A 25,863-nucleotide genomic window follows, 5' to 3' on the forward strand; every position below is an offset into this window, starting at 1 on the left:
TCCCGAGGCCTCTGTCTGTTTTCCCTTGCGTCCGACCATCGTGTGACCTACGATACAGAATTAACCGAGCGAGCGCTCGGTCGGGCGGGATGAAGACGTTCCTGTCACGACATCATGAAGGGCGACAGTCAGATGGCAGCCGACACCACTTCCACCACCCCGCAGCACGTGTGGACGCGGCTCTACCCCGCCGGAGTCGGCGCGGATCCGGAGATCCACGACGAATCCGCCGCTCATGCGTGGAATGCCCGCGTCGATGCCCACCCCGACCAGACGGCCGTCACCTACCGCGGCACCACCTACACGACGACCGCCATCGACCGCGAAGCCGAGGCGCTCGCCACCGGATTCCTCGAACGCGGACTCACGAAGTCGAGCGTCATCGGCGTCTATCTCCAAAACGTCCCGCAATTCGCCGTCGCACTGCTGGCCGCTTGGAAGATCGGCGTCGTCCCACTCGTCCTCAACCCCATGTACCGCGGCCGAGAACTGCGCGCGCTGATCGACGATTCGGCCGCCTCGGCGATCATCTGCGACGAAAGCGACTTCGCTCAGGTCCAGGAGACGCTCGCCGGCGGATCGGTGACTTGGGTGCTGACGGCGAACGACGACGAATACGCCACCGACCCGACCCTCGCGACCGTCGACACCACCCCCGCCGAGGCGGCCCCCGCCGATTCCGGCATCGCCGTCGACGCCTGGGCATCCTTCCTCGCCGCGCACCGAGCCGAAGCTCCCGCCCGCCGGACCGAACTGCTGCCCGGCCTCGACGACGCTGCACTGCTTACCTACACCTCGGGCACGACCGGCCCCGCCAAGGGCGCTATCGGCACCCACCGCAACGTGTTGGCCGTGGCCCGGTCGTACGGAGCGTGGATGAGCCTCGGCGAAGGTGACGTCATGCTCGCCATCGCCCCGCTCTTCCACATCACCGGAGCCGTCGCCTGCGCGGCGACCTCGCTGATCTTCCCGATCACGCTTGACTTCATCGGCCGCGTCAACGCGGACAAGATCGTCACCGCCATCCGTGATGACAAGGTCACCGTGACCATCGGCTCGATCACCGTCTACAACGCCCTGCTCGAACACGAATCGGCCACAGCTGAGGACCTGCAGAGCATCCGCTACCTCTACTCCGGTGGAGCCCCCGTGCCGCCGGCCACGGTCGAGCGCTTCCGGAAGCGGTTCGGCCATTACATCCACAACATCTACGGAATGACCGAAACCGCCTCGGCGGTCATCGGAGTCCCGCCCGGCACCGAGGCACCCGTCGACCCGGCCACCGATACCCTGGCCATCGGCGTGCCATTCCCCGGACTCGAAGCCCGCATCGTCGACGTCGCCGAAGGCACCGTCATCACCGACACCACCTCCGGCGAACTCGAACTGCGCGGACCCCAGATCACGCCCGGTTACCTCGGCAAACCCGAAGCCGACGAGGCGGCCTTCGACCACGGCTGGCTGCGCACGGGCGACGTCGGAGTCATGGACGACGCCGGCTGGATCTACCTCGTCGACAGGATCAAGGACCAGATCAACGCCTCCGGCTACAAGGTATGGCCGCGCGAGGTCGAGGACGTCCTCTATGAACATCCGGCCGTTCTCGAAGCTGCCGTCGTCGGCCAGCCCGACGACTACCGCGGCGAGACCGTCGTCGCCTACGTCTCGCTTCGCGCCGGTCAGGACGCCGCCCCCGAGGAACTCATCGCCTTCACGAAGGGACGACTTGCGGCGTACAAGTACCCGCGCATCGTCCATGTGATGAGCGATCTGCCCAAGACGCACACCGGAAAGATCCAGCGGAGGATGCTCCGCGATTCCGGCAAGGACAAGCCCGCAACACAGGAGAAGCAATGAGCGAATCAACGATCGGACGCCGATTCGAAGGGCAGGTCGCCCTCGTCACGGGATCGAGCCGCGGCATCGGACTCGGCATCGCCCAGCGGCTGCAGGCCGAAGGCGCAACCGTCGTCCTCACCGCCCGCAAGCCCGAACCACTGGCCGAGACCGTCGCCGAATTCCCCGACAGCACCGCCATCGGCATCGCCGGCAAAGCCGATGACCCGGCTCACCGCGCCGAGGTCTTCGACACGATCGCTGAGAAGTTCGGTCGCCTCGACGTGCTCGTCACGAACGTCGGCATCAACCCCGTCTACGGCGAAACCGTCGACATCGACCTCGACGCCGCGCGCAAGATCCTCGAGGTCAACGTGCTCGGCACCCTGGCCTGGATTCAGGGCGCGGTCAACCATGAGGGGCTGCGCTTCCGTGAGAACAAGGGCCGGATCCTCTCGATCTCGTCGGTTGCCGGACAAAACCCCAGCGAAGGCATCGGCATGTACGGAGTCTCGAAGGCTGCCGTGTCCCACCTCGTGAAGACCCTCGCTGTCGAACTCGGACCCGAAATCCGTGTCAACGGCATCGCTCCGGCCGTCGTCAAGACCCGTTTCGCCACCGCCCTCTACGAAGGCAAGGAAGAAGAAGTCACCGCAGCCTACCCGGCCGGCCGCCTCGGCGCGCCGGAGGACATCGGCGCAGCCGCGGCATACCTGACCTCGTCCGACTCGGACTGGATCACCGCCCAGATTCTCACCGCCGATGGCGGACTCATCACAGCAGGAGGCACAGCATGAGCCGGATTCCCGCAGAGGTCGAGGAGCTGCGCCAGCGCACACGCACCTTCATCCGCGAGGTCGTCATCCCCGCCGAACCTCACCCGGGTGACTACCTCGACGAGGCGGTCCTCGCCGATCTCAAGGCCAAGGCCGAGGAAGCCGGCGTCTTCGCCCCTCACGTGCCCACCGAATGGGGTGGACAGGGCGTGCCGATCGAATTCTGGTCCCCGATTTTCCAGGAGGCCGGCTACTCGCCGATCGGACCCGCTGTACTCAACTGCATGGCCCCCGACGAGGGCAATATGCACATGCTCGAGCAGATCGCCACGAAGGAGCAGAAAGAGCAGTTCCTCGCTCCGCTGGCCGCCGGCGATGCCCGCTCATCGTTCGCCATGACCGAACCCCACCCGGGCACCGGTTCCGACCCGTCGGCGCTCGCCACCCGCGCGGTCAAGGACGGCGACGACTGGGTCATCACCGGCGACAAGCGCTTCATCTCCGGTGCTGAACTGTGCACCTTTTTCATCGTCATGGCTGCCACCGATGCCGAGGACTCCGCCGACGCCGGCGACGGCTCCGGTTCAGCTCAGGCCCGCAAGGGGCAGGCAGCCACGATGTTCCTCGTGCCCAAGGACACCCCCGGCGTCAGCGTCGGCCGGTCGATCCACACGGTCGATCGCACCATCGCCGGCGGCCACCCCTACGTCCACTTCGACGACGTCCGCGTCCCCGCCTCGGCGATCCTCGGTGAACCCGGTAAGGGATTCGCCTACGCTCAGGTGCGCCTGGCACCCGCCCGCCTCACGCACTGCATGCGGTGGCTGGGACTGGCCCGCCGCGCACTCGACACGGCACTCGACCGCGCCGAACACCGTGAGGCGTTCGGCGACATCTTGGCACGTCAGGGCCTCGCTCAGGAGCTCATCGCGCAGTCGGTCATCGACATCGAGACCTCCGACGCGATGATCACGAAGACCTCCGAGGTGCTCGCCACCGACGCGAAGGAAGCGAACTCGCGGTCCTCCATCGCGAAGGTCTACTGCTCCGAAGCCGTCTACCGCGTCATCGACCGCGCCATCCAGATCACCGGCGGCGACGGAGTCTCCGACCAGCTGCCGCTGATCCAGTACCTCAACGACGTCCGCCCGTTCCGCATCTACGACGGCGCCACCGAGACGCACAAGTTCGCGATCTCCCGCCGCGCCTCGTCGAAGCGCCGCAAGGAAGTCGCCGCAGGTGCGCCCCGCCTCGACAACGTCGGGGAGGCACGATGACCGAGAAGCTCGTCGACGTCGTCGACACCGCCGCCGAGGCGCGCGCCCTGTTAGCACCGCCGCTGCTCATCGTCGACGTCCTCACCGACTACCTCGACGCCCACGGTCTCGGAACGGGACCGATCCGCTGGGACCGCATCGGCGAAGGCCAGTCGAACGTGACGTTCCGCATCCGCCGCGATGAACTCGACGTTGTGCTCCGCCGCGGACCCCGTCCCCCGATCCCGAAGTCGACCCACGACATGGTCCGGGAAGCGAAGATCCAGACGGTGCTCGGTTCACAGGGCGTGGCCGTGCCGAATATCCTCCACGTGTGCGAGGACGAATCCGTGCTCGGCGTGCCGTTCTACGTCATGGACTTCGTCCCCGGCACCGTCGTCACCGATACCCTGCCGGACTTCCTCGCCGAGGCGGCCGACCGTCGCGCACTGAGCGAAGCCCTCGTCGATCGCCTCGTCGACCTTCATTCGGTCGATGTCACCGTCCCCGAGGTGGCCGCACTCGGCCGTCCGGACGGGTACATGGAGCGGCAGGTGAAGCTGTTCGCATCACTGTGGGAGAAGAACACTCAGCGAGACCTGCCTGAGGTGAACCGCCTCGGCGAGTGGTTGGCTGCGAGCATTCCGACCACTCAGCGTCATACGGTCGTCCATGGTGACTACCGTGCTGGAAACGCAATGATCGCATCGTCTTCGCCGGTCGAGGTCGCTGCGATCCTCGACTGGGAGATGTCGACGCTCGGCGATCCGCTCGCCGACCTCGGCTACTTCCTCGTCACCTACACGGACAACGAGCATCCGCGCACGGTCATGGACCTCACTCCGGTCACGGCAGGCGAAGGATTCCTTACCCGCGCCGAACTAGCTGCTCGCTACCAGGAGAAGACGGGCCTCGATCTGTCCGACCTGCCCTGGTACGAGGCCTTCGCGCTATGGAAGGCGGCGATCTTCAGCGAAGCCATCTATACGAGGTGGCTCAACGGTGAAGCGCCGGCTGCCGGTGACTTCACCGGCAGCCTCGAGACCGGAGTCCCCGAACTCATCGCAGCAGCCGAGACCATCGCCGCCACCGTCGTCTGAGGGCGGGCGGCCGCACCTGCACCATCTCAGAGAATCAGAGCACCACCACCTCCAAAGAAGCAGTGGAAAGGAAGCCATGACCGATACGATCGCAGAGACAAAGGTGCCTTTGCAGCTGAAACGACGCTCCGTCGTCGCCAGCACCATCGGCAACATCCTCGAATGGTACGAATGGAGCGCCTACGCGGTGTTCACTCCGTTCATCGCGGCCGCTATGTTCAACAGTGAGGACCCGGTCTCCTCCGTCCTCGCGACCCTCGGCGTCTTCGCCGTCGGATTCCTCATGCGGCCGCTCGGCGGCATCGTGTTCGGCAAGATCGCCGATGTGAAGGGTCGGAAGTTCGTCCTCATCGTCACGATGCTCATCATGGCCGGCGGATCGTTCCTCATCGCCGTCCTGCCCACCTACGGACAGATCGGCGTCTTCGCTTCCCTCATTCTGCTCGTCATCCGGGTTGCCCAGGGCTTCGCTCACGGCGGAGAGTCGGCGACTGCGAACTCCTACATCGCCGAGATCGCCCCGGCCCATAAGCGCGGATTCTGGGGCAGCATCGTCTTCGTCGCGATCTTCGGCGGCTCGGTCGTCGCCTACACCATCGGCGGAGTGATCACGAATGTCTTCTCTGAAGCCGCGGTCAGTGATTGGGCGTGGAGGATTCCGTTCGCTCTCGGTGGTCTGCTGGCGCTCGTCGCACTGTGGATGCGCCGCGGAATGGTTGAAAGCGATGTCTTCGAAGCCGACGAAGCTGAGGAAGTCGTCGCTCCGACTCCGCTGGATCGTGGGCGTGTGGTTCGCGCGATCATCCTCGTCGTGCTCATGACCTCGGGGATCACCGCAGCTCACTACACGTGGACGTCGTACGCGTCGACCTTGGCGATCACCGAGCGTGGCATGGATGCGCAGACCGCCTACTGGGCGACTGTCGGTGCGCAGATCATCGCTCTCGCGTCATTGCCGTTCTGGGGAATCCTCTCTGACCGGATCGGTCGTCGGCCGGTGCTCATCGGCTTCGGTGTCCTCATGGCCATCCTGCAGTATCCGCTCATGGGCATGATCACGGACACCGGGTGGACGCTCTTCGTCGCGTCGACGCTGGCTCTGCTCGTCGTCTCGATGGCCGGTGCGCTGCTGTCTGCAGTCCTGTCCGAGGCATTCCCGACGAAGGTTCGCACGCAGGGAATCGGGTTCGCCTACTCGGTCTCCGTGGCCGTGTTCGGTGGAACGGCGCCGTACCTCAACGGACTGTTCAACTCGCTCGACCTCAGCTGGCTCTCCAGCGGCTGGGTGGTTCTGCTCTGCCTGGCGACGATCGTCGCCGTGGTTAAGCTGCCCGAGACCAAGGGCAAGGACCTCAACGCGATCTGAACATCGCGGCGGGACGGAAGAGCCGCCTTGGCGAGGATTTCTTGAGCGGAAGCCCGATTGGGTGGGAGAAATGGTCACGTTCTGCGCGCAGCTGCGTGACCATTTCGCCCACCGAAGGCACTGACAGTGGCGCACCGACGCTACTGGCAGGGGAACCGTGCGCCTCGGCAGGGCGACCGTTCGCCTCGGAAGGGGCACAGAGTGTGCTGCCGAGCCGCCGGCCTGCGCCTGAACCCGGGGTTTGTCGGGGGTGATTTCATTCACTAGAATCGGAGGCGCAGTTCCACACGGTACTGCACACAACTTCATACGCCGCTAAGACAAGACGTGGGAGAGCTGCCGGGATTCCGAGCAGCGCCGTAGGTGCAATTCCCTCCCCGGGAAACTCTCAGGCCCAGTACCACCGATTGCAGGCATATCTGAAGGACAGCGAGTCCCGACTGCAGCCGATTCCGCGCCGAAGAGCGCACGAAACGGAGGCAGGGCAGGCCGCAGCTCCGACAGATCGGGGAGGACACTCAGTGATCGCTGCGTCCTCCTATCGGTGGGCGCGACACCGACCCTAGGACGGCAATTGACCAGTTCACTCGCCCATACGACGCAGGCAACAGGGGACACCGCACGCCCCTTCTCCGACCGCCACATCGGCCCCCGCGCCGATGACGCCCAGGCCATGCTCGCCGAACTCGGCTATGACTCCCTCGAAGCACTCTCGAGCGCCGCCGTCCCCGAATCCATCCAGAACGAAGAGCTCAACCTGCCCGCAGGCCGCTCCGAGTTCGACGTTCTCAACGACCTGCGCGAGCTCGCCGGTCAGAACGTCATGCGCACCCAGCTCATCGGTCAGGGCTACTACGACACGATCACCCCGGCAGTCATCCGCCGCAACCTGGTCGAGAACCCCGCCTGGTACACCGCCTACACGCCGTACCAGCCCGAGATCTCCCAGGGCCGCCTCGAAGCGTTGCTGAACTTCCAGCAGGTCGTCCAGGACCTCACCGGCCTCGACATCGCCAACGCCTCCCTCCTCGATGAGGCCACCGCCGTCGCCGAGGCGGTCCTGCTGATGCGTCGCGCCGTGAAGAAGGGGACAACTGTCGTCCTCGACTCCGAACTCCACCCGCAGACCATCGCCGTCGTCCGTGCCCGCGCCAAGGCCATGGACTTCCGCGTCGCCGTCGCCGACCTCGCCGAAGGCCTCGTCGGCGAAGACATCTTCGGCATCGTCTGCGCCCAGCCCGGCACCACCGGCGCCATCCGCGACTTCACCGAAGCCGTCGACGGCGCGCATGACCGCGGCGCACTCGTGACCTTCGATGCCGATCTGCTCGCACTGACCCTGCTCAAGGACTGCGCCTCGCAGGGTGCGGACATCGCCGTCGGCTCGGCCCAGCGCTTCGGTGTGCCCCTGTTCTTCGGCGGCCCCCACGCCGGCTTCATGGCTGTGAAGTCCGGACTCCAGCGCCAGCTGCCCGGCCGCCTCGTCGGAGTGTCGAAGGACGCCCAGGGCAAGCCCGGCTACCGCCTGGCCCTGCAGACCCGCGAACAGCACATCCGCCGCCAGAAGGCGACATCGAACATTTGCACCGCGCAGGCACTGCTCGCCAACGTCGCCTCCATGTACGCCGTCTACCACGGCCCGGTCGGCCTGACCCGCATCGCCTCCCGCGTCCACCGGCTCGCTCAGGCCTTCGCGAAGGCGGCGGACACCGCCCCCGGCGCCGAGGTGGTCACCTGGGAATTCTTCGACACCGTGGCGCTGCGCGTCGCCGATTCCGAGGCCGCCCGCTACGTCGCCGACCAGGCCGGATTCAACATCCGTGTCATCGACGACTCGACCGTCGGCGTCTCCTTCGGCGAGCCCCACACCGTTGCCGATGCCAACGGTCTGCTCGAAGCCCTCGGCATCTATGCCCGGGTCGACGCGGACGAATTCGAAGCCGCCTCGGCGGGGACCTTCGGAGCCAACGCCGTGCCGGAACCCGCGTTCGACGCGAAGTTCCACCGGGACACCGAATTCCTCACCCACCCCGTCTTCAGCGCCCACGGCTCCGAGACCTCGATGATGCGCTACCTGCGCACCCTGGCCGATCGGGACCTCGCGCTGGATCGGACGATGATTCCGCTGGGTTCGTGCACGATGAAGCTCAACGCCGCCGCCGAGATGGAACCCATCACCTGGCCGGAATTCGCCTCCATCCACCCCTTCGCCCCGGCCGAGCAGACCGAAGGCTGGCGCGCACTCATCGGCCGCCTCGAGGACTCGCTCGTCGAGGTCACCGGCTACGACCGCGTGTCCCTGCAGCCCAACGCCGGTTCCCAGGGTGAGCTCGCAGGACTGCTCGCCATCCGCGCCTACCATGTGGCGGGCGGCGACGACGCCCGCACCGTCGTGCTCATCCCGCAGTCCGCGCACGGCACGAACGCCGCCTCCGCGGTGCTCGCCGGACTCCAGGTCCAGGTCGTCGGCACCGCCGATGACGGATCCGTGGACATGGACGACCTCGATGCGAAGATCACCAAGCACGAAGGCAAGATCGCCGGCATCATGATCACCTACCCGTCGACCCACGGCGTGTTCGAACCGCAGATCCGCGAGGTCTGCGACAAGGTCCACGCCGCCGGCGGCCAGGTCTATGTCGACGGTGCGAACCTCAACGCCATGGTCGGCCTCGCCAAGCCCGGCGAATTCGGCGGCGACGTCTCCCACCTCAACCTGCACAAGACTTTCTGCATCCCTCACGGAGGCGGCGGTCCGGGCGTCGGACCCGTCGCAGTGCGCGAACACCTCGCGCCCTACCTGCCGGGTGACGCCACCGATCCGCTGCTCGTCGCCGGTGACCCGGAGGCCAAGGAACTGCCGATCTCGGCCTCGATGTTCGGCTCCGCCGGAGTCCTGCCGATCAGCTTCGCCTACCTCGAACTCATGGGCTCCGAGGGGCTGCGCGAAGCCTCACGGGCTGCGCTGCTGGGTGCGAACTACCTGGCGAAGAAGCTCGGCGACGTCTACCCGATCCTCTACTCGGGTGAGAATGGACTTGTCGGACACGAGACGATCCTCGACCTCCGCGCCATCACCGCGGCCACGGGAGTCACCGCCGAGGATGTCTGCAAGCGCCTCGTCGACTTCGGCTTCCACGCCCCGACGCTGGCCTTCCCGGTCCCCGGCACCCTCATGGTCGAACCGACCGAGTCCGAGGACAAGGAAGAGCTCGACCGCTTCATCGAGGCCATGCGCACTATCCGTGCCGAGATCGACGAGATCGGCAAGGCGTACTCCTACGAAGAGTCGCCGCTGGCACTCGCTCCGCACCCGGCGACCGTGGTGATGGACGACTGGGATGCCAAATACTCGCGTGAGACCGCCGTGTTCCCGGTTCCGAGCCTGCGCCTGACGAAGTACTTCCCGCCGGTCAGCCGTATCGACGGAGCCTACGGCGACCGCAACCTGGTGTGCTCCTGCCCGCCGCCAGAGGCCTTCGAAGAGTTCGAGGAAGAGGACAACTGATGACTGATCAGACTGCCAACGCCCCCAAAGAGACTCCGCTGCACAGCGTCCACGCTGACCTCGGCGCATCCTTCACCGACTTCGGCGGCTGGGACATGCCGCTGAAGTACGGTTCGGAGCTCGCCGAACACCGTGCCGTGCGCGAGGCCGCAGGCCTGTTCGACCTCTCCCATATGGGTGAGGTGCGCATCAGCGGAGCCGATGCCGCCGCCTTCCTCGACTACGCGCTCGTCGCGAAGTACTCGACGATGAAGATCGGCAAAGCCAAGTACGGTGTCATCGTCAACGAGGCCGGCGGACTCCTCGATGACCTGATCACCTACCGCATCGGCGACGAAGAGTTCTTCATCGTCCCCAATGCCTCGAACACGGCTGCCGTGGTTACGGCGCTGACCGAGCGTCTGCAGCACTTCCTGCAGGCCGTGGCACCCGGCTCCGATGTGCACCTGACCGACGAATCCGATGCCACCGCACTCATCGCCGTGCAGGGACCGAACTCGGAGGCGATCATCCTGCGCGCCCTCGACGAATCCGGCCACGGCGAATTCGGACCCCGCACCGGCGCCGGCGACCAGGCGAAGGAACAGGTCACCGACGATGCCAACGGGGGAGCCACCTCGGCGGGGAATGACACCATCACCATCGGTCAGGCGGTGCGCGAACTGGGGTACTACGCGTGGATGCCGCTGACGATCGCCGGGATCGACCTCATGCTCGCTCGCACCGGCTACACCGGTGAGGACGGGTTCGAGCTCTACACCCCGAACATCGGCGCCACCCGCCTGTGGAACACACTCGTGACCTCGGGGGCGGACTACGGGCTCGTGCCCTGCGGGCTGGCCGCACGCGATTCGCTGCGCCTCGAAGCGGGAATGCCGCTCTACGGCAACGAACTCGATGAGAACACCACCCCGTTCGATGCGGGACTGGGCCGGATGATCGGGTTCAACACGAAGGACGTCTTCTTCGCCCGCGAAGCCCTCGCGAAGCTGGGAGAGACCGAACCCCCGCGCGTTCTCGTCGGCCTGAGTTCGGAAGGACGCCGCGCCGCTCGATCCGGAGCCGTCGTGTCCATTGACGGCGCCGAGGTCGGCACCGTCACCTCCGGCCAGCCCTCACCGACGCTCGGCCACCCGATCGCCATGGCCTACATCGACCGGGACCGCGCCGAGGTGGGCACCGCCGTGACAGTGGACATCCGCGGCAAGGCGCACGACTTCACCGTCACGCAGCTGCCGTTCTACAAGCGCCAGGCCGACTGAAGCTCTCACCCACAATTCATCCCAGGTGGGGCCGGTGACTCGTACACTGGTCTCACCTGGCACAACAACGTCGTGATCGCCGCTTCCGGCGGCGGTCGCAGTAAGGAAGACACATGGCACAGCTGCCCCCGCTCCCGCAGAACTTCACCTACTCCGCCGAACACGAATGGGTCGACGGCGCTGCCGATGAGCTCGTCGGCAAGACCGTCAAGGTCGGCATCACCGCCGTTGCCGCCGATGCCCTCGGCGAGGTCGTCTACGTCGACCTGCCCGAGGTCGGCGACACGATCACCGCAGGTGAGACCTGCGGCGAGGTCGAATCCACGAAGTCCGTGTCCGACCTCTACACCCCGGTGACCGGCGAGGTCGTCACCATCAACGAGGCGGCCGTGGACTCACCCGGACTGCTCAACTCCGACCCCTACGGTGAGGGCTGGCTGTTCGAGGTCGCCGTGACCGAGGTCGGCGAAGTCATGGACGCCGCCGGCTACGCCGAGGCGAACTCCCTCTGAGACTCGTTGTGAGGCTCGCATGAGTCTCACCCGTCCCGCCGAGGCGGCCCTGCGGGGCTGCCTGACGGGACAGCCTTTCGAGGCGGATCCTCCGGGCGGAGGATGCAAACCCTGAAGCGGGGTCGGTCGAGGTCGGTGCCGACGCATTGTCGGCACCGACTCGCCCTGCACGTGAGTGCACGGCTGTTCGGTCGGCCCCGTCGTCATCTCATCAGAAACGAAGTGATTGCCATGCCATTGAGTGTCTTCGACCTCTTCACGGTCGGCATCGGACCGTCGAGCTCCCACACCGTCGGACCAATGCGTGCCGGCGCGAGCTTCATCGACCTCCTTAGCGATTCGCTTAGCTCCGTGGCGGATCTGCGCGTCGACGTATTCGGTTCCCTGGCCGCCACCGGAGCCGGTCACGGAACCTTCGACGCCATCCTCATCGGCCTCGAAGGCTGCCGCCCCGACCTCATCGAAGCCAACGAACTCACCGCCCGGCGGACACGGATGTCCGAGACCGGGACGATCATCCTCGGCGACTCGACCGGCGATGGCGTCGAACTCAAGTTCACCGAGGATGACATGGTCAAACGCCCCCTGACCGTCTTGCCGCGCCACACGAACGCCATGACCGTAACCGCCTACGACGCCGCGGGGGAGACCCTCGCTGAGGAGACCTACTACTCCGTGGGCGGCGGATTCGTGACCTCGGAGACCGAGTTCCTCGACAAGGAGAAGACCGCCGCGGCGGACGCGGGAGACGGCGATGCCGAGTTCGCTGTCGCGGACTCCGTCGTCGACGCCGAGCTCGAGTCCTATGACGAAGAGCTGCCCTATCCCTTCCACTCCGGAGTCGAGCTGCTTGAGTGCTGCCGCGAGAACGACCTGTCGATCGCCGAGATCATGCACGCCAACGAACTGTCGATGCGTGAGGAAGACGAGATCCTGCACGGCCTGCTGCACATCTATTCGGTGATGGAGGAATGCGCTTCGGCGTCCCTGGACCGCTCGGGCTACCTGCCCGGAGGGCTCAAGGTCCGTCGCCGCGCCCACGACTGGTATCTCAAGCTCAAGGCAGAGGACCCCGGCCGGGATCCCGGCTACTACCTCGAGTGGGTCAACCTCATCGCGATGGCCGTGAATGAGGAGAACGCATCGGGCGGCCGCGTCGTCACCGCACCCACCAACGGGGCGGCCGGCATCATCCCCGCCGTGCTGCACTATGCGCTCAACTATGTTCCCGCGGTGATGGAGGGCGGCGAGTCCGCGAAGCATCGGGCGATCGTCGACTTCCTGCTCACCGCGGCGGCCATCGGAGTCCTGTACAAGGAGCGAGCGTCGATCTCCGGCGCCGAGGTGGGCTGTCAGGGTGAGGTCGGATCCGCCTCGTCGATGGCGGCCGGGGGACTGGCCGCAGTCATGGGCGGGACGCCCGAGCAGGTGGAGAACGCCGCCGAGATCGCGATGGAGCACAACCTGGGCCTGACCTGCGATCCGATCTCCGGGCTCGTGCAGGTGCCGTGCATCGAACGCAACGCGATCGCCGCCGGCAAGGCCATCAACGCCTCCCGCATGGCACTGTGGGGCGATGGCCAGCACCGGGTCAGCCTCGACGAAGTGATCGAGACGATGCGCCAGACCGGGGCGGACATGTCCTCGAAGTACAAGGAGACAGCGATGGGCGGCCTCGCCGTCAACGTAGTCGAGTGCTGAGTGCTGAGTGCTGAGTGCTGAGGGCGGAGGGCGCGGCCCCGAACCGCCGCGAAGCCGCTCACAGAGCCTCAGCAGCCCCAATAGAACAGCAGGCATCCTTGCTGTCCCAATTCGACCGAAGTGACATGGAACATGTGGAACACGTGTTCCAAATGCATCCAAATGTAACGAAACGATAACGAACCTCCGGCGCGGTATGAGCGCGAAAGAGCGCCCCGTCACATCCCAACGATGCCATGGGCAAGGCCGGGTCTGTTACATGTCGGTAGGTCGGGGCGATCGTTGCGGAAGTGCCCCGAAATCGACGGTTTCGAGGTTGACGCTCATTCTCATCCCGTTAGGTTTATTGGCGTGAGAAACGCACTCGCTGAACCGAAGACGCAAACCGACGTTCGTACTCCCGAGCTGGAGGACGGACAACATCTATGGCGGCTCGCGAAAGATACAGCCGTGCTCGATCTGAACTCCTCGTACTCGTACCTGCTGTGGTGCCGCGACTTCGCGGACACCTCGGTGATCGCGCGAATCGACGGAGAGCCCGCCGGCTTCATCACCGGGTACACCCGTCCGGAGAATCCGGACACCCTGATGATCTGGCAGGTCGCCGTTGACGAGAAGTTCCGTGGTCACGGACTCGCTTCGACCATGCTCCACGAGCTGGCCGATCGCACCGGCGCTCTCCGCATGGAGACGACGATCACCGATGACAACGCGGCGTCCAACCGTCTGTTCCAGGCCTTCGCAGACCAGCGCGGAGCCGGATACGACCGGCGCCCGCTGTTCACCCCGGAGATGTACCCGGACGGCCACGACACCGAGTACCTCTACGAGATCGCACCCCTGTAACGAGCCCCACCCCCGGCACCCCGCAGCCCCCTGCCTCAAGGGAGCGAACGCGACAGGTGCCAGGAGGCGGAAGGAAACGCCCGCAATGAGCGGCAGCGGCCACCGCCTCGGCGACTGCACACGATGCAGCCGCACAATCAAGAAGTCGAAAGGACTCCAAAGATGACCGAAACACCTTCTGACAAGCCCGACATCTTCGAAACTCGCGAGTCTGCCGTGCGCAGCTACTGCCGTTCCTGGCCCGCCACCTTCGCCCGTTCGCAGGGTGCGAAGCAGTGGGACGAAGACGGCAACGAGTACCTCGACTTCTTCTCCGGCGCCGGCGCGCTCAATTACGGCCACAACAACCCGGCCGTGATGGGCCCGCTCATCGAATACCTGCAGTCGGGTGCCGTTCTGCACTCGATGGACATGAAGACCCCGGCCAAGCGTGAGTTCCTGCAGACCTTCCAGGACCTCATCCTCAAGCCGCGCGGACTCGACTATTCCGTCATGTTCCCCGGACCGACGGGAACCAACACCGTCGAGGCGGCGCTCAAGCTCGCTCGCAAGGTGACCGGTCGCCAGCACATGCTCTCGTTCACCAACGCGTTCCACGGTATGACGCTGGGATCGCTGTCGGTGACCGGCAACTCGATGAAGCGAGAAGGTGCAGGCATCCCGCTGACCAACAGCTCGAAGATTCCCTATGACGACTACTTCGACGGCGAGGTTCCGGACTTCCTGTGGCTGGAGAAGGTTCTCGAGGACTCCGGCTCGGGCGTCGACAAGCCTGCCGCCGTCATCGTCGAGACCGTGCAGGGCGAGGGCGGACTCCGTGCCGCTCGCGCCGAATGGCTGCGCGCCCTGTCCGATCTGTGCAAGAAGCACGAGATCCTCCTCATCGTCGATGACGTGCAGGCCGGCTGCGGCCGCACCGGCTCGTTCTTCAGCTTCGAAGAGGCCGGCATCGAGCCCGACATCGTCTGCCTGTCGAAGTCGATCTCCGGTTCGGGTCTGCCGCTGGCACTGACTCTGTTCCGTCCCGAGCTCGACGTCTGGGAGCCCGGCGAGCACAACGGCACCTTCCGCGGAAACAACCCCGCGTTCGTCACCGCGACCGCCGCCATCAAGACTTTCTGGGCCGACAACGAGTTCCAGAATCAGCTTGCCGACACCATCGCCGCTCTGCACCAGCGTCTTGACGGAATCGTCGAGAAGGCCGAAGGTGCATCGATCCGCGGACGCGGCCTGCTGGCCGGCGTCTGCTTCGAAGACCTCGAAGTGGCTGAGAAGGTCGCCGCCTATGCCTTCGAGAACGGTCTCCTGCTCGAGACCTCGGGCGCCGATGACGAAGTCATCAAGATCATGCCGCCGCTGACGATCGACTCGCGCGATCTGCAGGCGGGCCTGGACATCATCGAGGCCGGAGTGGCCAAGTTCGCTCCCGCCGCTGCCAAGGCCGCACTGGCCTGACCCACCTCTGCCCGGGCCGGCGTCGCAGCAGTGGCGCCGGCCCGAGCTTTGGGCGGATTCGAGCTCACCAGCTCGATCGCCCAGCCGGGCTGACGGTTGCCGTTGATTTGCAGCGGTCGCCCGCGGTCCACCCCTGAATACTTTCACCGACCTTTTGCGAAAGGACCACAAATGTACGTAGTCAACCGCGATGACCTCAACGACACCGACCGCGATGTGAAGTCCGAGACCTGGCGCTCACGCCGCATGGTGCTCGGCAAGGAGCGCGTCGGATTCTCGTTCCACGACACCGTGATCTACGCCGGAACCACCTCGACGTTCCACTACCAGAACCACGTCGAAGCCGTGTACTGCGTGCAGGGCAAGGGAACGCTGACCGACCTGGAGACCGGGAAGGAATACCCGCTCCACGATGGCGTCATGTACCTCCTCGACGGAAACGAGAAGCACACCGTCGTGGCCGAGGAAGAACTGCGCATGGCCTGCGTGTTCAACCCGCCGGTCACCGGTCGCGAGGTTCACGACGAGAACGGCGTGTACCCGCTCATCCTCGAGGATGAAGCAGCACCTGCGAACTGATTCAGTTCCCCTTGAAGGCTGAGTCGGCGAAAGCCGACTGAGCTTCATTCGCCGAGGCGGCCCGAGCATTGCGCTCGGGCCGCCTTTTCGCGTGTGGTTGAGGCTTCCGGGTGAACGGCACCGTTGAGTGGGGCCGGATGGACTGCAGGTGTGATAATCTTCGGCTATACAACTTTCAAGTTCGTGACTTCTCGTTGCCGATTACACATTCGTTGACTCCAACTCAGGCACCCCCTTCCATCCCATCTTCAGTTGGAGTCTTTATGAAGTTCCTCAAGCGCGCCCTTGTGGCGTCCGTTGCCGCTCTTGCTCTCGCCGTCGGTCCCGCCGTCTCCGCCGAGGCAGCGAGTGCGAAGTTCGACGTCACGAAGCTCTCTGCCAAGAGCATGGTTGTCTCCAATTCGAACTGCCGCAACGTCGACGTGACGATGGCTCACAAGAAATCGGGTGTTTCCGAATGGTTCGTCGATGTTGATGTCACTCGGAGCGGCGGAATAGTCGACTACGTGTCTTTCAGTCATGACGGCAACACGAAGCGAGCGCGTTCGATGGTCTGCCCGGACTGGTCGGGGCTCGGAAAATACACGCTCGGTCCGTCAGATGTCTGGGCGAACAATTCCAGCTTCTCGAAGTACGTCGACCGTACCGACTACACCAAGGGGTACTTCTACGTTCGCGGCAAAGCGTATGCGTCTTTGTCCTCGAAGCGCAGTGGAAGCACGGTCACTCTGACCTCGTCGACGAAGGTCTATCACCCGGAGCACTACGGCAAGATCAAGTACAGCCCGAAGGTGAAGTTCCAGGTCAAGTCCGGCAGCAAATGGAAGACGCTGAAGACGGTCTCCGCGAAGAAGGGCAAGGCCACCTACAAGCTGAAGTCAAAGAGCAAGAAGACCTACCGCGTCACTTTCAGCCAGGTCAGCTGGGCAACCGGAGCGACCTCGAAGTCGGTCAAACGCTGACCGTCCAAAGAATGACCGGCACCTTTGGAGGCGATTCATCTCTGTTGGATCGCACCGAGGGTGCCGGTCTCTCTGTCCTGGCTCTGACCGGGGTACCGGGGACGATGTCTTCCTGTTACGGTGGCCGCACAACCCGTTCTGCGGGGCCGATGAGCAGTTACGCCACCGGCCCGGCAGACGGCACATAGCGAAGGAAGGAGAAATGATGACAGCAGTATCAGCTGCGACCGCAACCACAGATCTCTATCCGACTCGCTCCGGTGAGACCACAGAGGTTCTCCCGCGCACGGGTCCGATCGTCTTCGGCGCTCCCGAAGACGGGCCCCTCGAGGCGCCTGATCTCAAGCACTTCGAGGACACGGGCTATCTGACGATCGATCAGCTCATCACAAGCGAAGAGCTCACACTCTTCACCGACGAGCTTCAAAGGCTTTCGCGTGACCCGGAGGTGAAGGCCGATGAGCGTACCGTCGTCGAAGCCGAGTCCGACGAGGTCCGGTCGATATTCGACATCCATCGCACCAATGAGATCTTCAGAAAGATCGCGAACGATCCGCGCCTCGTCGACCGTGCACGTCAGATCCTCGGAACCGATGTCTATATCCATCAGAGCCGGATCAACTACAAGCCGGGATTCGTGGGCAAAGAGTTCTCCTGGCATTCGGACTTCGAGACCTGGCATGCTGAGGACGGAATGCCCACTCCGCGCGCGGTGAGTCTTTCGCTGTCGCTGACGGACAACTACTCATTCAACGGCCCGCTGATGATCATGCCCGGTTCGCACAAGCGCTACATCAGCTGCGTGGGAGGCACTCCCGAGGACAACTATCGGAAGTCACTTATCATGCAGGGTGCGGGCACCCCGGATCGTCAGACTCTCAGCGACTTCGCCGACGAATACGGCATCGACGTGCTCGAAGGAGCGGCCGGCGGAGCGATCATGTTCGACTCCAACTGCATGCATGCGTCGAACGGCAACGTCACTCCGTTCTCGCGCTCGAATATCTTCATCGTGTACAACTCGGTGGAGAACACGTGTGTGGAACCGTTCGCAGCGCCGAAACCGCGTCCGGAGTTCGTCGGCAGCACTGACTTCACTCCAGCCGGTAGGTGACTTCACATACGCATTTGGCCCGGCCGCTGATGCCTCGCCCATGCCTGGAACTCCCCGTGGAGTGAGCGTATCTGCACAGAAGGGGTCCGGTGCCGCAGTCGCGGCGCCGGACCCCTTTGCCTTCCCACAGACCTCGACGAGTCGCGGCTACTCGATGATCCTCAGGTCAGTCCCACGAATCACCCCACGGGATCCCTCGAATGGGCCTAAAGCTTCGTCGAGTAGGGAGCCCAGGGTGCCGAGTTCGGCGCTCTGACGACCCCCGGCTTCCCGTGAAGTGAGATTTTGGTTGTATCGCATCTGACCGATCTCGGAATCGGTGACGGTCCAGATGACCACCTGCGGTGGATCATCATTTATGAACGTCACTCGGTGGGGATCTGCCGTGACCGACCATCCGGTCGCCTCGGCGAGGGCGCTCGCCAAATCAGCGCGATCGATACTCATCGGGACCTCCTTAGGGTCAGGGGACTGCTTCTGGATTCGGGGGAATGAAAACACATCGGGCGCCCCGAAAGGGAGCGCCCGATGTGCGTTGTCGACTGCTGTTCGGCAGCCTCACTCGTCGTCGGGGCGGACCTTCTTCCCGCGGTCATGCCAGAACTTCGTTGTGGTCACTTCGTCGGTGCCGTCCCAGGCATCGACTTCGGTGTTGATGCGCTTGAACGTCGGCAGATCCCCGCGGCGGAATACCGGTTCGAAGCCGGCCTTGCGCTGCTTCTGGTAGTTCTTCAACAGCGAGAACACCAGCGGTGAGAGCATCAGCAGGGCGAAGAGGTTGATGAGAGCCATGATCGCCATGAAGATATCGGCCGCGGTCCACACCAGGTCAAGGGCCGCGATCGCACCGATGAACACCGAGACCATGACGATGACCTGATACACACGCAGCGCGACACGGTTCGTCGTCAGATGCTCGATGTTCGCCTCGCCGTAGTAGTAGTTGCCGAGGATCGACGAGAACGCGAAGAGGAAGATCGCCAAGGTCAGGAAGTGGATCGCCCACTGCCCGAGCTGCCCGCTCAGCGCCGTCTGCGTGAGCTGGATGCCCTCAGCGGAGCTGCCGTACTCCGGATTCGACAGCAGGATGATGAATGCGGTGATCGAGCAGACGAGGATCGTATCGAAGTACACGCCCAAAGCCTGCACGAAACCCTGCTTGGCCGGGTGCGACGCCGAGGCCGTGGCCGCGGCGTTCGGCACCGAACCGATGCCGGCCTCATTGGAGAACAGGCCGCGCTGCACACCGATGAGCATGATCGATCCCAGCGTTCCGCCGGCGATCGAATCCATGCTGAATGCGTCGGTGACGATCGTGGCGATCATCGACGGTACGGCGCCGATGTTCATCACCACGACGATGATGCCGACGATGAGGTAGAGGCCGGCCATGATCGGCACCAAGTATGCCGAGATGTTCGAGATGCGCTTGGCGCCGCCCGCGAAGATCGCGAAGGCGGCGACGGCGATGATCGCGCCGGCCACGGCAGCGAAGACGCCGTCCGAACTCTCGACTCCGAAGGACGCCCCGACGGCGTCGACGATGGAGTTCGACTGCACCGAGTTGAATACGATGCCGTAGGTGATGGCGACGATGACGGCGAAGACCAGTCCGAGCCACTTCATATTCAGCCCGTGCCTGATGTAGTAGGCAGGACCGCCGCGGAAGTTCGGGCCGTCCTTGAGCTTGTACAGCTGGCCGAGTGCAGACTCGGCGAAGGCCGTGGCGCCGCCGACGATGGCCGTCAGCCACATCCAGAACATCGCACCCGGACCACCGAGCGAGATCGCTAAGGCGACACCGGCGATGTTCGCCGTTCCCACCCGCGAGGCTGCAGAGATCGAGAATGCGCGGAACGGCGAGATGTTCCGGTTGCCCTCGGAATCCCGTCCGCCCGGCTCGGTCAGGGTGCGGAACATCTCGGGCAGCAGGCGGACCTGCACCGCTCCCGTGCGAATGGTGAAATACAGACCTGTGGGGATGAGAACAGCGACGAGGACGTATGACGACACTCCGCTGACACTGTCAAACACACTTTGGAGTAGCTCCATCGAACTGCGCCTCCTTCGGCAATCGTGCTGGAGAGGATCGGAGGTGCAGTGCGCGAGAACTCCGTCCGTGGTTACTCCCAGTCTGCCACCCTTGCTCCCGAGGTTGTGGCAGTGGCCCCTGCCCGAAGTGCGACATTCCCTTTCGGCCGAGTCAGCGTCAGCCCAGGCGACGGCCAGTGCCGACACCGTCAGGATTCATGTTCCGTCCACTCGCGCATCATCCGGAACTTGCTCGGGCCCCCTAATCTGGGCGGCCTAGTACTCATCGTTCGGCCACCGTGCAGCAGTTGGATCCGGAGCCCGAATGCCACCCGCAGTCTCCGTGGAGGAGTTCTGAAATGCCCATCACCCTCGCCACCCCCACCTCCGATCACTCGCCCCGCGACCTCAGCACCGGCGTCACCGATACCGTGATCGATCCCGCCCGCGTTCGGGTCCCGCCCCTGGTCATCGCACACCGAGGTGCGTCCGCCGACTGGCCGGAGAACACGATCCCCGCGTTCATCGCCGGCATCGACCAGGGCGCAGACATGATCGAGACCGACGTCCACATGAGCGCCGACGGTGAGCTCGTGATCATGCACGACACGACCGTCGATCGCACCACCGACGCCCGCACCCTGTACCCGAATCGTCAAGACCGCAGCATCGCCGGCATGAACGCCGCCCAGATCGCCACGCTCGATGCCGGAAGCTGGAAAGGTGAGGAATTCGCCGGGATCCGTGTGCCCCGTCTCGCCGAGGTGCTCACTCTCGCACACGACACCCGCACCGGTCTGCTGCTCGAGGTCAAGCACCCCGAGATCTATCCCGGAATCGCCGAGGCGATCGTGACCGCCCTGCGCGCCGTGCCGAACTATCTCGACCGGGCTTTGGCCGCCGGCATGCTCGTCGTCCAGTCCGCGAACTGGGCATTCGTCGAAGAGTTCCACGGACTCACCCCGGAGATCCCGGTCGGAGTGCTCGGTCGCCCGTGCCCGGACGAACTCCAGGACTTCGCCGAATGGGTCGACCAGGTCAACCCCGAGTTCTGCGCCGCCGACGAGGAGTTCCTCACGGCCATCCACGAACTCGGAATGACGAGCCTGGTGTGGACGGTCGATGACCTCGGCGAGATCGAACGGGCCATCGACGTCGGCGCCGACGGCATCATCACCAACGCCCCTGACCGCCTCGTCGAGGTCGTCGAAGCTCTCTGATGACCCGGCGCTGCCCCAGCGTTCGAGTTCGAATCACAATGCCCGAACGCGCCGCATCGGTCACTCGTGTGGAGCGCGCGCCACGTCGCTGAGAGCTGACTTCCACGTCGTCGGATCGGTCACGGGGAAGCTGCGGCCGGTGACCTCCTCGGCGAGGATCCGGACGAAGTGATTCTTCGTGCCGGGCTGCAGCGGGGAGACGTCGAGCGAGACGGTGCTGCGCAGGTCGTCGGGAGCGGTGATCTCCTTCGCATCGCCTTTGACGACGACGCTGAATGCGGTCTCCTCATCGACGCCGTCGATCTCGAAGGCGACGCGGGGATGACTGCGCAAGGCGTCGATCTTCGTGCCGTCCCCGGTGCGGATGACAAGAGCGGAATGCTCGACGGTGAAGTTGACCGGGAAGATCTCCGGGGCGTCATCGACGATGACCGCCAGTCGGCCGACTGTGGTCGACCGCAGGTGCTCCCAGCAGTCCTTGGCGTCGAGGGTCCAGGGTGATTCGGTGCTCATGGTCGTCCTCCTTGTCCGACAGCGGTGGTCACCGTGTTCGGTTCCCTCCTCGCTGAGTTCTACATAGTGTAGAAGAAGCGCGGCTGAGGAGGAAGAGGTGTTTGCCCGTCGGATGATGTGGTCTCACCACGTGGGGCGGCTCAGCTGTGGGCGAGCAGTCTGCGGCAGTCGCGGGCCGGCTCAGTCGTGGGCGGGCCGGCGGATCGTGCGGTCGTGGGACTTGTCGCTCTCCTCGTCGCCGGATAGGGCAGACTCTTCGTCGCGGGTCTGGGCGTCGTCAGTCGGAGCGCAGTTGAAAGTGCGGACCGCGAGCACGAAGCTGCCGAGTACGAAGCCGAACATGGAGACAACCCAGCCCGGGTATCCCAGGGTGAGGGCCGGTGGATATCCGATCGCCAATATGGTCGATTCCAGGCACAGATGCAGTCCGCAGGCGATGACGACGAACGCCAGAGTGCGAGCAGATCGTGGTGTTGTGCCGACCGGAGACGCCCCGACTGCCGGTGCATCGGCCGGCAGTGACCGAGACTCGGCGATGACCCGCAGGGCGAAGATCGCCGAGAGGAACCCCAGTGCGGCGCCCAGCGCGTTGAAGACATCACCGTATCCGAGGAGGAACATGACGTCGACGAACATGGTGCGCAGCAGCCAGACGAGGACCACGGACCCGGCTGCGACGAACAACCCGGTGGCGGCGGTACGCGAACGGCGGCGGATGGCGGTGGGGGCGGTCGCCTCGGCGATGGGGATGAGCCGAGCTGTGACCGCGGCCAGGGAGAGGGCCACGACGAGCGGGAAGGCCACCGCCACGATGAGATTCAGGATGTCGAGGACCGAGAGGAGCATGGAAGCGTCGGCCAAGCCCTCGGTATCCGTGCCGAACGCGTCGATGGTGAAGATCGACTTCAGCAACGCGATTGCGCAGAGAACCACGGTCACGACGACGAACACGCTGCGGGGAATCGGGCGAAGGTCCCTGCCGACTGTGATCGCAGCTGCGCCGGAGACGGCGATGAGTGCCAGATGCAGGAGGCTCGGACCCGGTGACGACACATAGGAGTCTTGAGCCTTGACCTCGAGGAGCCCTGCGCCGATCCACGTGACGAGGAAGACGAGCGCGGCAACGGCGGTGATGGCCATCTTGCGGGCGTCAAGGCCGATTCTCGGGTTGTGGGAGTCGGTGTTCGATGCGGTGGTCATGGCCTCATGCTCCCATAAAAACCAGTTCCCTTGTCGGCTGAATGGGGAAGATCTCGCACTGTCTTGAGCGTGATCTCGCACGAGACCGCGCGAAATGAGACGCTGGGGTCATGCCGAACGAACTCGCCGACTCGACCAGCCCCTACCTGCGCGCGCACGCGGACAATCCCGTGGACTGGCGGATGTGGACGAAGAAAGCCCTCGCCGAGGCGGCCCGCCGTGACGTCCCCCTCCTCATCTCGATCGGATACTCCACTTGCCACTGGTGCCACGTCATGGCGCACGAATCCTTCGAGGACGAAGCAGTCGCGACGCTGATGAACGACCGGTTCGTGCCCGTGAAGATCGACCGCGAGGAACTGCCGGACATCGACGCCTATTACATGAACGCGCTGCAGGCGATGACCGGACAGGGCGGCTGGCCGATGACGATCTTCGCCACCCCGAGCGGCAGCCCCTTCTACGCCGGCACCTATTTCCCGCCCGCGCCTCGAGGAAACCTGCCCGCATTCACGCAGGTGCTCTCGGCCGTATCGGCGACCTGGACGGACCGCCGCGACGAAGTCAACCAGATGACGTCCCGGATGGACCGCGGGTTGGCCGAAATGGCCGATGCCGTGACGAGTGCTCTTCCCGCCGAGGCAACTGCGGAGTCATTGACCCCCGATGAACTCGATTCCGCCGCCGCGGCGCTCCTCGATTCCTACGATCCGGCGTGGGGCGGGTTCGGCGGCGCACCGAAGTTCCCGCCGATGATGAACGTCCTCCAGCTCCTCGCGGCGTTCGTGCGCTTGGGTGGGACCGCCTCGGCGGGTGAGGGGGCGGACGACGGTGCTTCGGCGCGCCCGGGAACCGGTGGGACCGCCTCGGCGAACGGGGTGGGGGCCGGGGAGCACCCGCTGGATCGGGTCCGGGCCGAGGGGCGGCTCAGCTGGCTCGGCGCCGACGGACACCTGACCGGTGAACTCATCCTCGACTGCCTCATCGCCGTGCGTTCGACACTGGCGCGGATCGCTTCCGGTGGCATGCGCGACCAGGTGCGCGGCGGAATCGCTCGCTACAGCGTCGACCGGCAGTGGTTCGTGCCGCACTTCGAAAAGATGCTTTACGACAACGCCCTCTACCTGCGCGCCGTCGTCGCCTGGGCCAAGGTCGAACGCGTCCTGGAACCGACCTCGAAATGGCTCGCCCTGGCCGAACGCGAAATCGCCGACACCGCGAACTTCCTGATCAGCGACCTGTCGACCGATGACGGATTCATCGCCGCGCTTGATGCGGATTCGCTCAATTCGGCGGGCGTCTCCGAAGAGGGCGCGGCCTACGTCATCACCGCGGAGGAATTCGCGGAAGCCGGACAAGCCGGTCTGCTCGGGCTGGTCGATTCCCCAGCCGGCGGCGAACTGTCCGGTCAGGTGGTCGCGGCCGTGCGCATCATCGACTGGCTCGGCATGGAGGACGTGCCATTCGACGCCGAGCACCCCGCCCCCTGGGACATCGAAGCGACGAAGCAGCAGCGCGAGGTGCTCGACTCCCTGCGCGCTCGCCGTTCGCAGCCGGCCCGCGACGAGAAGATCATCACCGAGTGGAATTCCCTGGCCATCACCGCGCTCGCCGAGGCGGCACTTTTTATGGGTGCCGACGATGAGAATGTGGATGGTGCGGCTCGCGGAGACCTGGATGGTGCGGATTCGGCGGGCGCGGGATCGGTCGGCGCGAAGTTCGCCGGTGTGCCTTCTGCTGAGTGGGAGAAGACCGCGGTGCGGTTCTGGCAGGCGATGCACGACCGATTCGAGCGGGTGGGAGCATCCGAGCCGGTGGACGCGGCCGGACCGGCTGGATTCGATGTGCGGCGCTCCTTCACCGAAGGTGTGGCCGGCCCCGGTCAGGGCGGGCTCGCCGATTGGGCTCAACTCATCACCGCTGGGATCACGGTCCGGCAGCTGTCGGATGGGGCCGCCTCGGTGAGGGTGGATGATCTGGTCGATCTCGGTGCGACGATGCTCAACCTCTTCACCTCCGAGCGGGGCGACGGGGTCCTCGAAGCGGTCGATTCGCTCGGTGACGGGATCATCGACGTGAAGTCAGCAGACCCTGTCGACAATACGGTTCCTTCGGGACGATCGGCGGCCGCCGAGGCGGTGCTGCTGCTCGCCGAACTCGGCGTCGAAGCTGCGACATCCGGTGGTTCGGAATCGAGGGCGGCAGAGCCATCGGGTGAGGCGGAGCCTTCGGGCACGGCGGCCGCGCCGGATACCGGACGGCTGTTGGAGGTTCGGGATCGGCTGCTCGGGGTCTATCGGGCACTGGCCGGTCAGGCTCCACGCGGGTGCGGACACGCGCTGTGGCAGGCCGAGCGGGCCCTGTCTCCCGTGCGGGTCGCCACCGTCGACGATGCGCTGCGAAGCATCGCGGCCAAGCATCCGTCGCTCACTCTGCTCACAACCTCGACCGGGGTGCCAGGACCGGACGGTCGGGAGGTCGAAGTCCCCGCGGGGACGGCGATCGTGTGCCGCGGGACCTCGTGCTCGCCGCCAGTCGGCACGGCCGCCGAGCTTGTTGGGCTGCTGAACGGATAGGGGCGAGGTTCAGTTCAACGATTGAGATTCGGGTCAAGGCTCGAGGGCCT

At 65.0% G+C, this 25,863-nt stretch carries 20 protein-coding genes and 1 riboswitch; of the genes, 16 read left to right on the forward strand and 4 right to left on the reverse strand.

The window, feature by feature from the left end; translation table 11 throughout:
* Nucleotides 1-132: 132 nt before the first annotated feature.
* The 14 genes from GUY30_RS01905 to thpD all read left to right on the forward strand — a co-directional run bounded on the left by GUY30_RS01905 (nucleotide 133) and on the right by thpD (nucleotide 18,273).
* Complete coding sequence (locus GUY30_RS01905) at nucleotides 133-1,857, forward strand: class I adenylate-forming enzyme family protein (protein ID WP_167193646.1); 1,725 nt, start codon at nucleotides 133-135, stop codon at nucleotides 1,855-1,857.
* Nucleotides 1,854-2,633, forward strand: coding sequence for an SDR family oxidoreductase (locus tag GUY30_RS01910; RefSeq protein WP_167193648.1), 780 nt, complete (start codon nucleotides 1,854-1,856; stop codon nucleotides 2,631-2,633). The genes GUY30_RS01905 and GUY30_RS01910 overlap by 4 nt, the downstream gene beginning before the upstream one ends.
* A complete protein-coding gene (locus GUY30_RS01915; protein WP_167193650.1) occupies nucleotides 2,630-3,889 on the forward strand; it encodes an acyl-CoA dehydrogenase family protein in 1,260 nt (419 codons plus the stop codon). The genes GUY30_RS01910 and GUY30_RS01915 overlap by 4 nt, the downstream gene beginning before the upstream one ends.
* Nucleotides 3,886-4,968, forward strand: a complete 1,083-nt coding sequence (locus GUY30_RS01920) for a phosphotransferase family protein (RefSeq protein ID WP_167193652.1) — start codon at nucleotides 3,886-3,888, stop codon at nucleotides 4,966-4,968. Before GUY30_RS01915 ends, GUY30_RS01920 begins: the two co-directional genes overlap by 4 nt.
* 76 nt (nucleotides 4,969-5,044) lie before the next feature.
* Nucleotides 5,045-6,334 carry an MFS transporter gene (locus GUY30_RS01925; RefSeq protein WP_167193654.1) on the forward strand — a complete coding sequence of 430 codons (1,290 nt, stop codon included), beginning with the start codon at nucleotides 5,045-5,047 and terminating at the stop codon, nucleotides 6,332-6,334.
* Nucleotides 6,335-6,652: 318 nt separating this feature from the next.
* Nucleotides 6,653-6,747: riboswitch (glycine riboswitch) on the forward strand.
* Between the two features lie 161 nt (nucleotides 6,748-6,908).
* A complete protein-coding gene (gene gcvP / locus GUY30_RS01930; RefSeq protein WP_167193656.1) occupies nucleotides 6,909-9,842 on the forward strand; it encodes an aminomethyl-transferring glycine dehydrogenase in 2,934 nt (977 codons plus the stop codon).
* A complete protein-coding gene (locus GUY30_RS01935) occupies nucleotides 9,842-11,104 on the forward strand; it encodes a glycine cleavage system aminomethyltransferase GcvT (RefSeq protein ID WP_167193658.1) in 1,263 nt (420 codons plus the stop codon). Before gcvP ends, GUY30_RS01935 begins: the two co-directional genes overlap by 1 nt.
* Nucleotides 11,105-11,217: 113 nt before the next feature.
* A complete protein-coding gene (gcvH, locus tag GUY30_RS01940) occupies nucleotides 11,218-11,616 on the forward strand; it encodes a glycine cleavage system protein GcvH (RefSeq protein WP_167193660.1) in 399 nt (132 codons plus the stop codon).
* A 231-nt stretch (nucleotides 11,617-11,847) separates the two neighbouring features.
* The gene (locus GUY30_RS01945) at nucleotides 11,848-13,317 is read left to right on the forward strand and encodes an L-serine ammonia-lyase (protein ID WP_167193662.1); all 1,470 of its coding nucleotides are present in this window, start codon (nucleotides 11,848-11,850) and stop codon (nucleotides 13,315-13,317) included.
* 351 nt (nucleotides 13,318-13,668) lie between these two features.
* Nucleotides 13,669-14,163 carry a diaminobutyrate acetyltransferase gene (gene ectA, locus GUY30_RS01950; RefSeq protein WP_228281600.1) on the forward strand — a complete coding sequence of 165 codons (495 nt, stop codon included), beginning with the start codon at nucleotides 13,669-13,671 and terminating at the stop codon, nucleotides 14,161-14,163.
* A 162-nt stretch (nucleotides 14,164-14,325) separates the two neighbouring features.
* Nucleotides 14,326-15,618: a diaminobutyrate--2-oxoglutarate transaminase gene (gene ectB / locus GUY30_RS01955; RefSeq protein WP_167193664.1), complete on the forward strand. Its 1,293-nt coding sequence runs from the start codon at nucleotides 14,326-14,328 to the stop codon at nucleotides 15,616-15,618.
* Between the two features lie 171 nt (nucleotides 15,619-15,789).
* Complete coding sequence (locus tag GUY30_RS01960) at nucleotides 15,790-16,197, forward strand: ectoine synthase (RefSeq protein ID WP_025778555.1); 408 nt, start codon at nucleotides 15,790-15,792, stop codon at nucleotides 16,195-16,197.
* Between the two features lie 263 nt (nucleotides 16,198-16,460).
* Nucleotides 16,461-17,159 (forward strand): hypothetical protein, encoded by a 699-nt coding sequence (locus tag GUY30_RS01965; RefSeq protein WP_167193666.1) that lies wholly within the window; start codon nucleotides 16,461-16,463, stop codon nucleotides 17,157-17,159.
* Between the two features lie 205 nt (nucleotides 17,160-17,364).
* A complete protein-coding gene (gene thpD / locus GUY30_RS01970) occupies nucleotides 17,365-18,273 on the forward strand; it encodes an ectoine hydroxylase (protein ID WP_167193668.1) in 909 nt (302 codons plus the stop codon).
* Nucleotides 18,274-18,420: 147 nt separating this feature from the next.
* Here the strand turns inward: thpD and GUY30_RS01975 are convergent, their stop codons facing one another.
* Both GUY30_RS01975 and GUY30_RS01980 read right to left on the reverse strand, forming a co-directional pair.
* A complete protein-coding gene (locus GUY30_RS01975; RefSeq protein ID WP_167193670.1) occupies nucleotides 18,421-18,720 on the reverse strand; it encodes a hypothetical protein in 300 nt (99 codons plus the stop codon).
* 111 nt (nucleotides 18,721-18,831) lie between these two features.
* Nucleotides 18,832-20,325, reverse strand: coding sequence for an alanine/glycine:cation symporter family protein (locus GUY30_RS01980; protein WP_039206220.1), 1,494 nt, complete (start codon nucleotides 20,323-20,325; stop codon nucleotides 18,832-18,834).
* 338 nt (nucleotides 20,326-20,663) lie between these two features.
* On the opposite strand from GUY30_RS01980, the gene GUY30_RS01985 reads away from it, so the two are divergent.
* Nucleotides 20,664-21,524 carry a glycerophosphodiester phosphodiesterase gene (locus tag GUY30_RS01985; RefSeq protein WP_062239513.1) on the forward strand — a complete coding sequence of 287 codons (861 nt, stop codon included), beginning with the start codon at nucleotides 20,664-20,666 and terminating at the stop codon, nucleotides 21,522-21,524.
* Between the two features lie 60 nt (nucleotides 21,525-21,584).
* On the opposite strand, the gene GUY30_RS01990 is transcribed toward GUY30_RS01985, so the two are convergent.
* A complete protein-coding gene (locus GUY30_RS01990) occupies nucleotides 21,585-22,037 on the reverse strand; it encodes a pyridoxamine 5'-phosphate oxidase family protein (protein WP_167193672.1) in 453 nt (150 codons plus the stop codon).
* Between the two features lie 180 nt (nucleotides 22,038-22,217).
* Nucleotides 22,218-23,237, reverse strand: a complete 1,020-nt coding sequence (locus tag GUY30_RS01995; protein WP_167193674.1) for a hypothetical protein — start codon at nucleotides 23,235-23,237, stop codon at nucleotides 22,218-22,220.
* A gap of 110 nt (nucleotides 23,238-23,347) precedes the next feature.
* Here GUY30_RS01995 and GUY30_RS02000 point away from each other — a divergent pair, with 110 nt between their 5' ends.
* The gene (locus GUY30_RS02000; RefSeq protein WP_167193676.1) at nucleotides 23,348-25,813 is read left to right on the forward strand and encodes a thioredoxin domain-containing protein; all 2,466 of its coding nucleotides are present in this window, start codon (nucleotides 23,348-23,350) and stop codon (nucleotides 25,811-25,813) included.
* The last annotated feature ends 50 nt before the right edge of the window (nucleotides 25,814-25,863 follow it).

This window comes from Brevibacterium pigmentatum (assembly GCF_011617465.1).
Lineage (GTDB): Bacteria > Actinomycetota > Actinomycetes > Actinomycetales > Brevibacteriaceae > Brevibacterium > Brevibacterium pigmentatum.

Coding starts and splice junctions, on each gene's coding strand:
- GUY30_RS01985 (WP_062239513.1), top strand. CDS start 20,664: ATGCCCATCACCCTCGCCACCCCCACCTCCGATCACTCGCCCCGCGAC.
- GUY30_RS01920 (WP_167193652.1), top strand. CDS start 3,886: ATGACCGAGAAGCTCGTCGACGTCGTCGACACCGCCGCCGAGGCGCGC.
- GUY30_RS01925 (WP_167193654.1), top strand. CDS start 5,045: ATGACCGATACGATCGCAGAGACAAAGGTGCCTTTGCAGCTGAAACGA.
- thpD (WP_167193668.1), top strand. CDS start 17,365: ATGACAGCAGTATCAGCTGCGACCGCAACCACAGATCTCTATCCGACT.
- GUY30_RS01990 (WP_167193672.1), bottom strand. CDS start 22,037: ATGAGCACCGAATCACCCTGGACCCTCGACGCCAAGGACTGCTGGGAG.
- GUY30_RS01975 (WP_167193670.1), bottom strand. CDS start 18,720: ATGAGTATCGATCGCGCTGATTTGGCGAGCGCCCTCGCCGAGGCGACC.
- GUY30_RS02000 (WP_167193676.1), top strand. CDS start 23,348: ATGCCGAACGAACTCGCCGACTCGACCAGCCCCTACCTGCGCGCGCAC.
- GUY30_RS01980 (WP_039206220.1), bottom strand. CDS start 20,325: ATGGAGCTACTCCAAAGTGTGTTTGACAGTGTCAGCGGAGTGTCGTCA.
- GUY30_RS01945 (WP_167193662.1), top strand. CDS start 11,848: ATGCCATTGAGTGTCTTCGACCTCTTCACGGTCGGCATCGGACCGTCG.
- GUY30_RS01960 (WP_025778555.1), top strand. CDS start 15,790: ATGTACGTAGTCAACCGCGATGACCTCAACGACACCGACCGCGATGTG.
- GUY30_RS01965 (WP_167193666.1), top strand. CDS start 16,461: ATGAAGTTCCTCAAGCGCGCCCTTGTGGCGTCCGTTGCCGCTCTTGCT.
- gcvH (WP_167193660.1), top strand. CDS start 11,218: ATGGCACAGCTGCCCCCGCTCCCGCAGAACTTCACCTACTCCGCCGAA.
- ectB (WP_167193664.1), top strand. CDS start 14,326: ATGACCGAAACACCTTCTGACAAGCCCGACATCTTCGAAACTCGCGAG.
- GUY30_RS01995 (WP_167193674.1), bottom strand. CDS start 23,237: ATGACCACCGCATCGAACACCGACTCCCACAACCCGAGAATCGGCCTT.
- GUY30_RS01915 (WP_167193650.1), top strand. CDS start 2,630: ATGAGCCGGATTCCCGCAGAGGTCGAGGAGCTGCGCCAGCGCACACGC.
- GUY30_RS01905 (WP_167193646.1), top strand. CDS start 133: ATGGCAGCCGACACCACTTCCACCACCCCGCAGCACGTGTGGACGCGG.
- GUY30_RS01910 (WP_167193648.1), top strand. CDS start 1,854: ATGAGCGAATCAACGATCGGACGCCGATTCGAAGGGCAGGTCGCCCTC.
- GUY30_RS01935 (WP_167193658.1), top strand. CDS start 9,842: ATGACTGATCAGACTGCCAACGCCCCCAAAGAGACTCCGCTGCACAGC.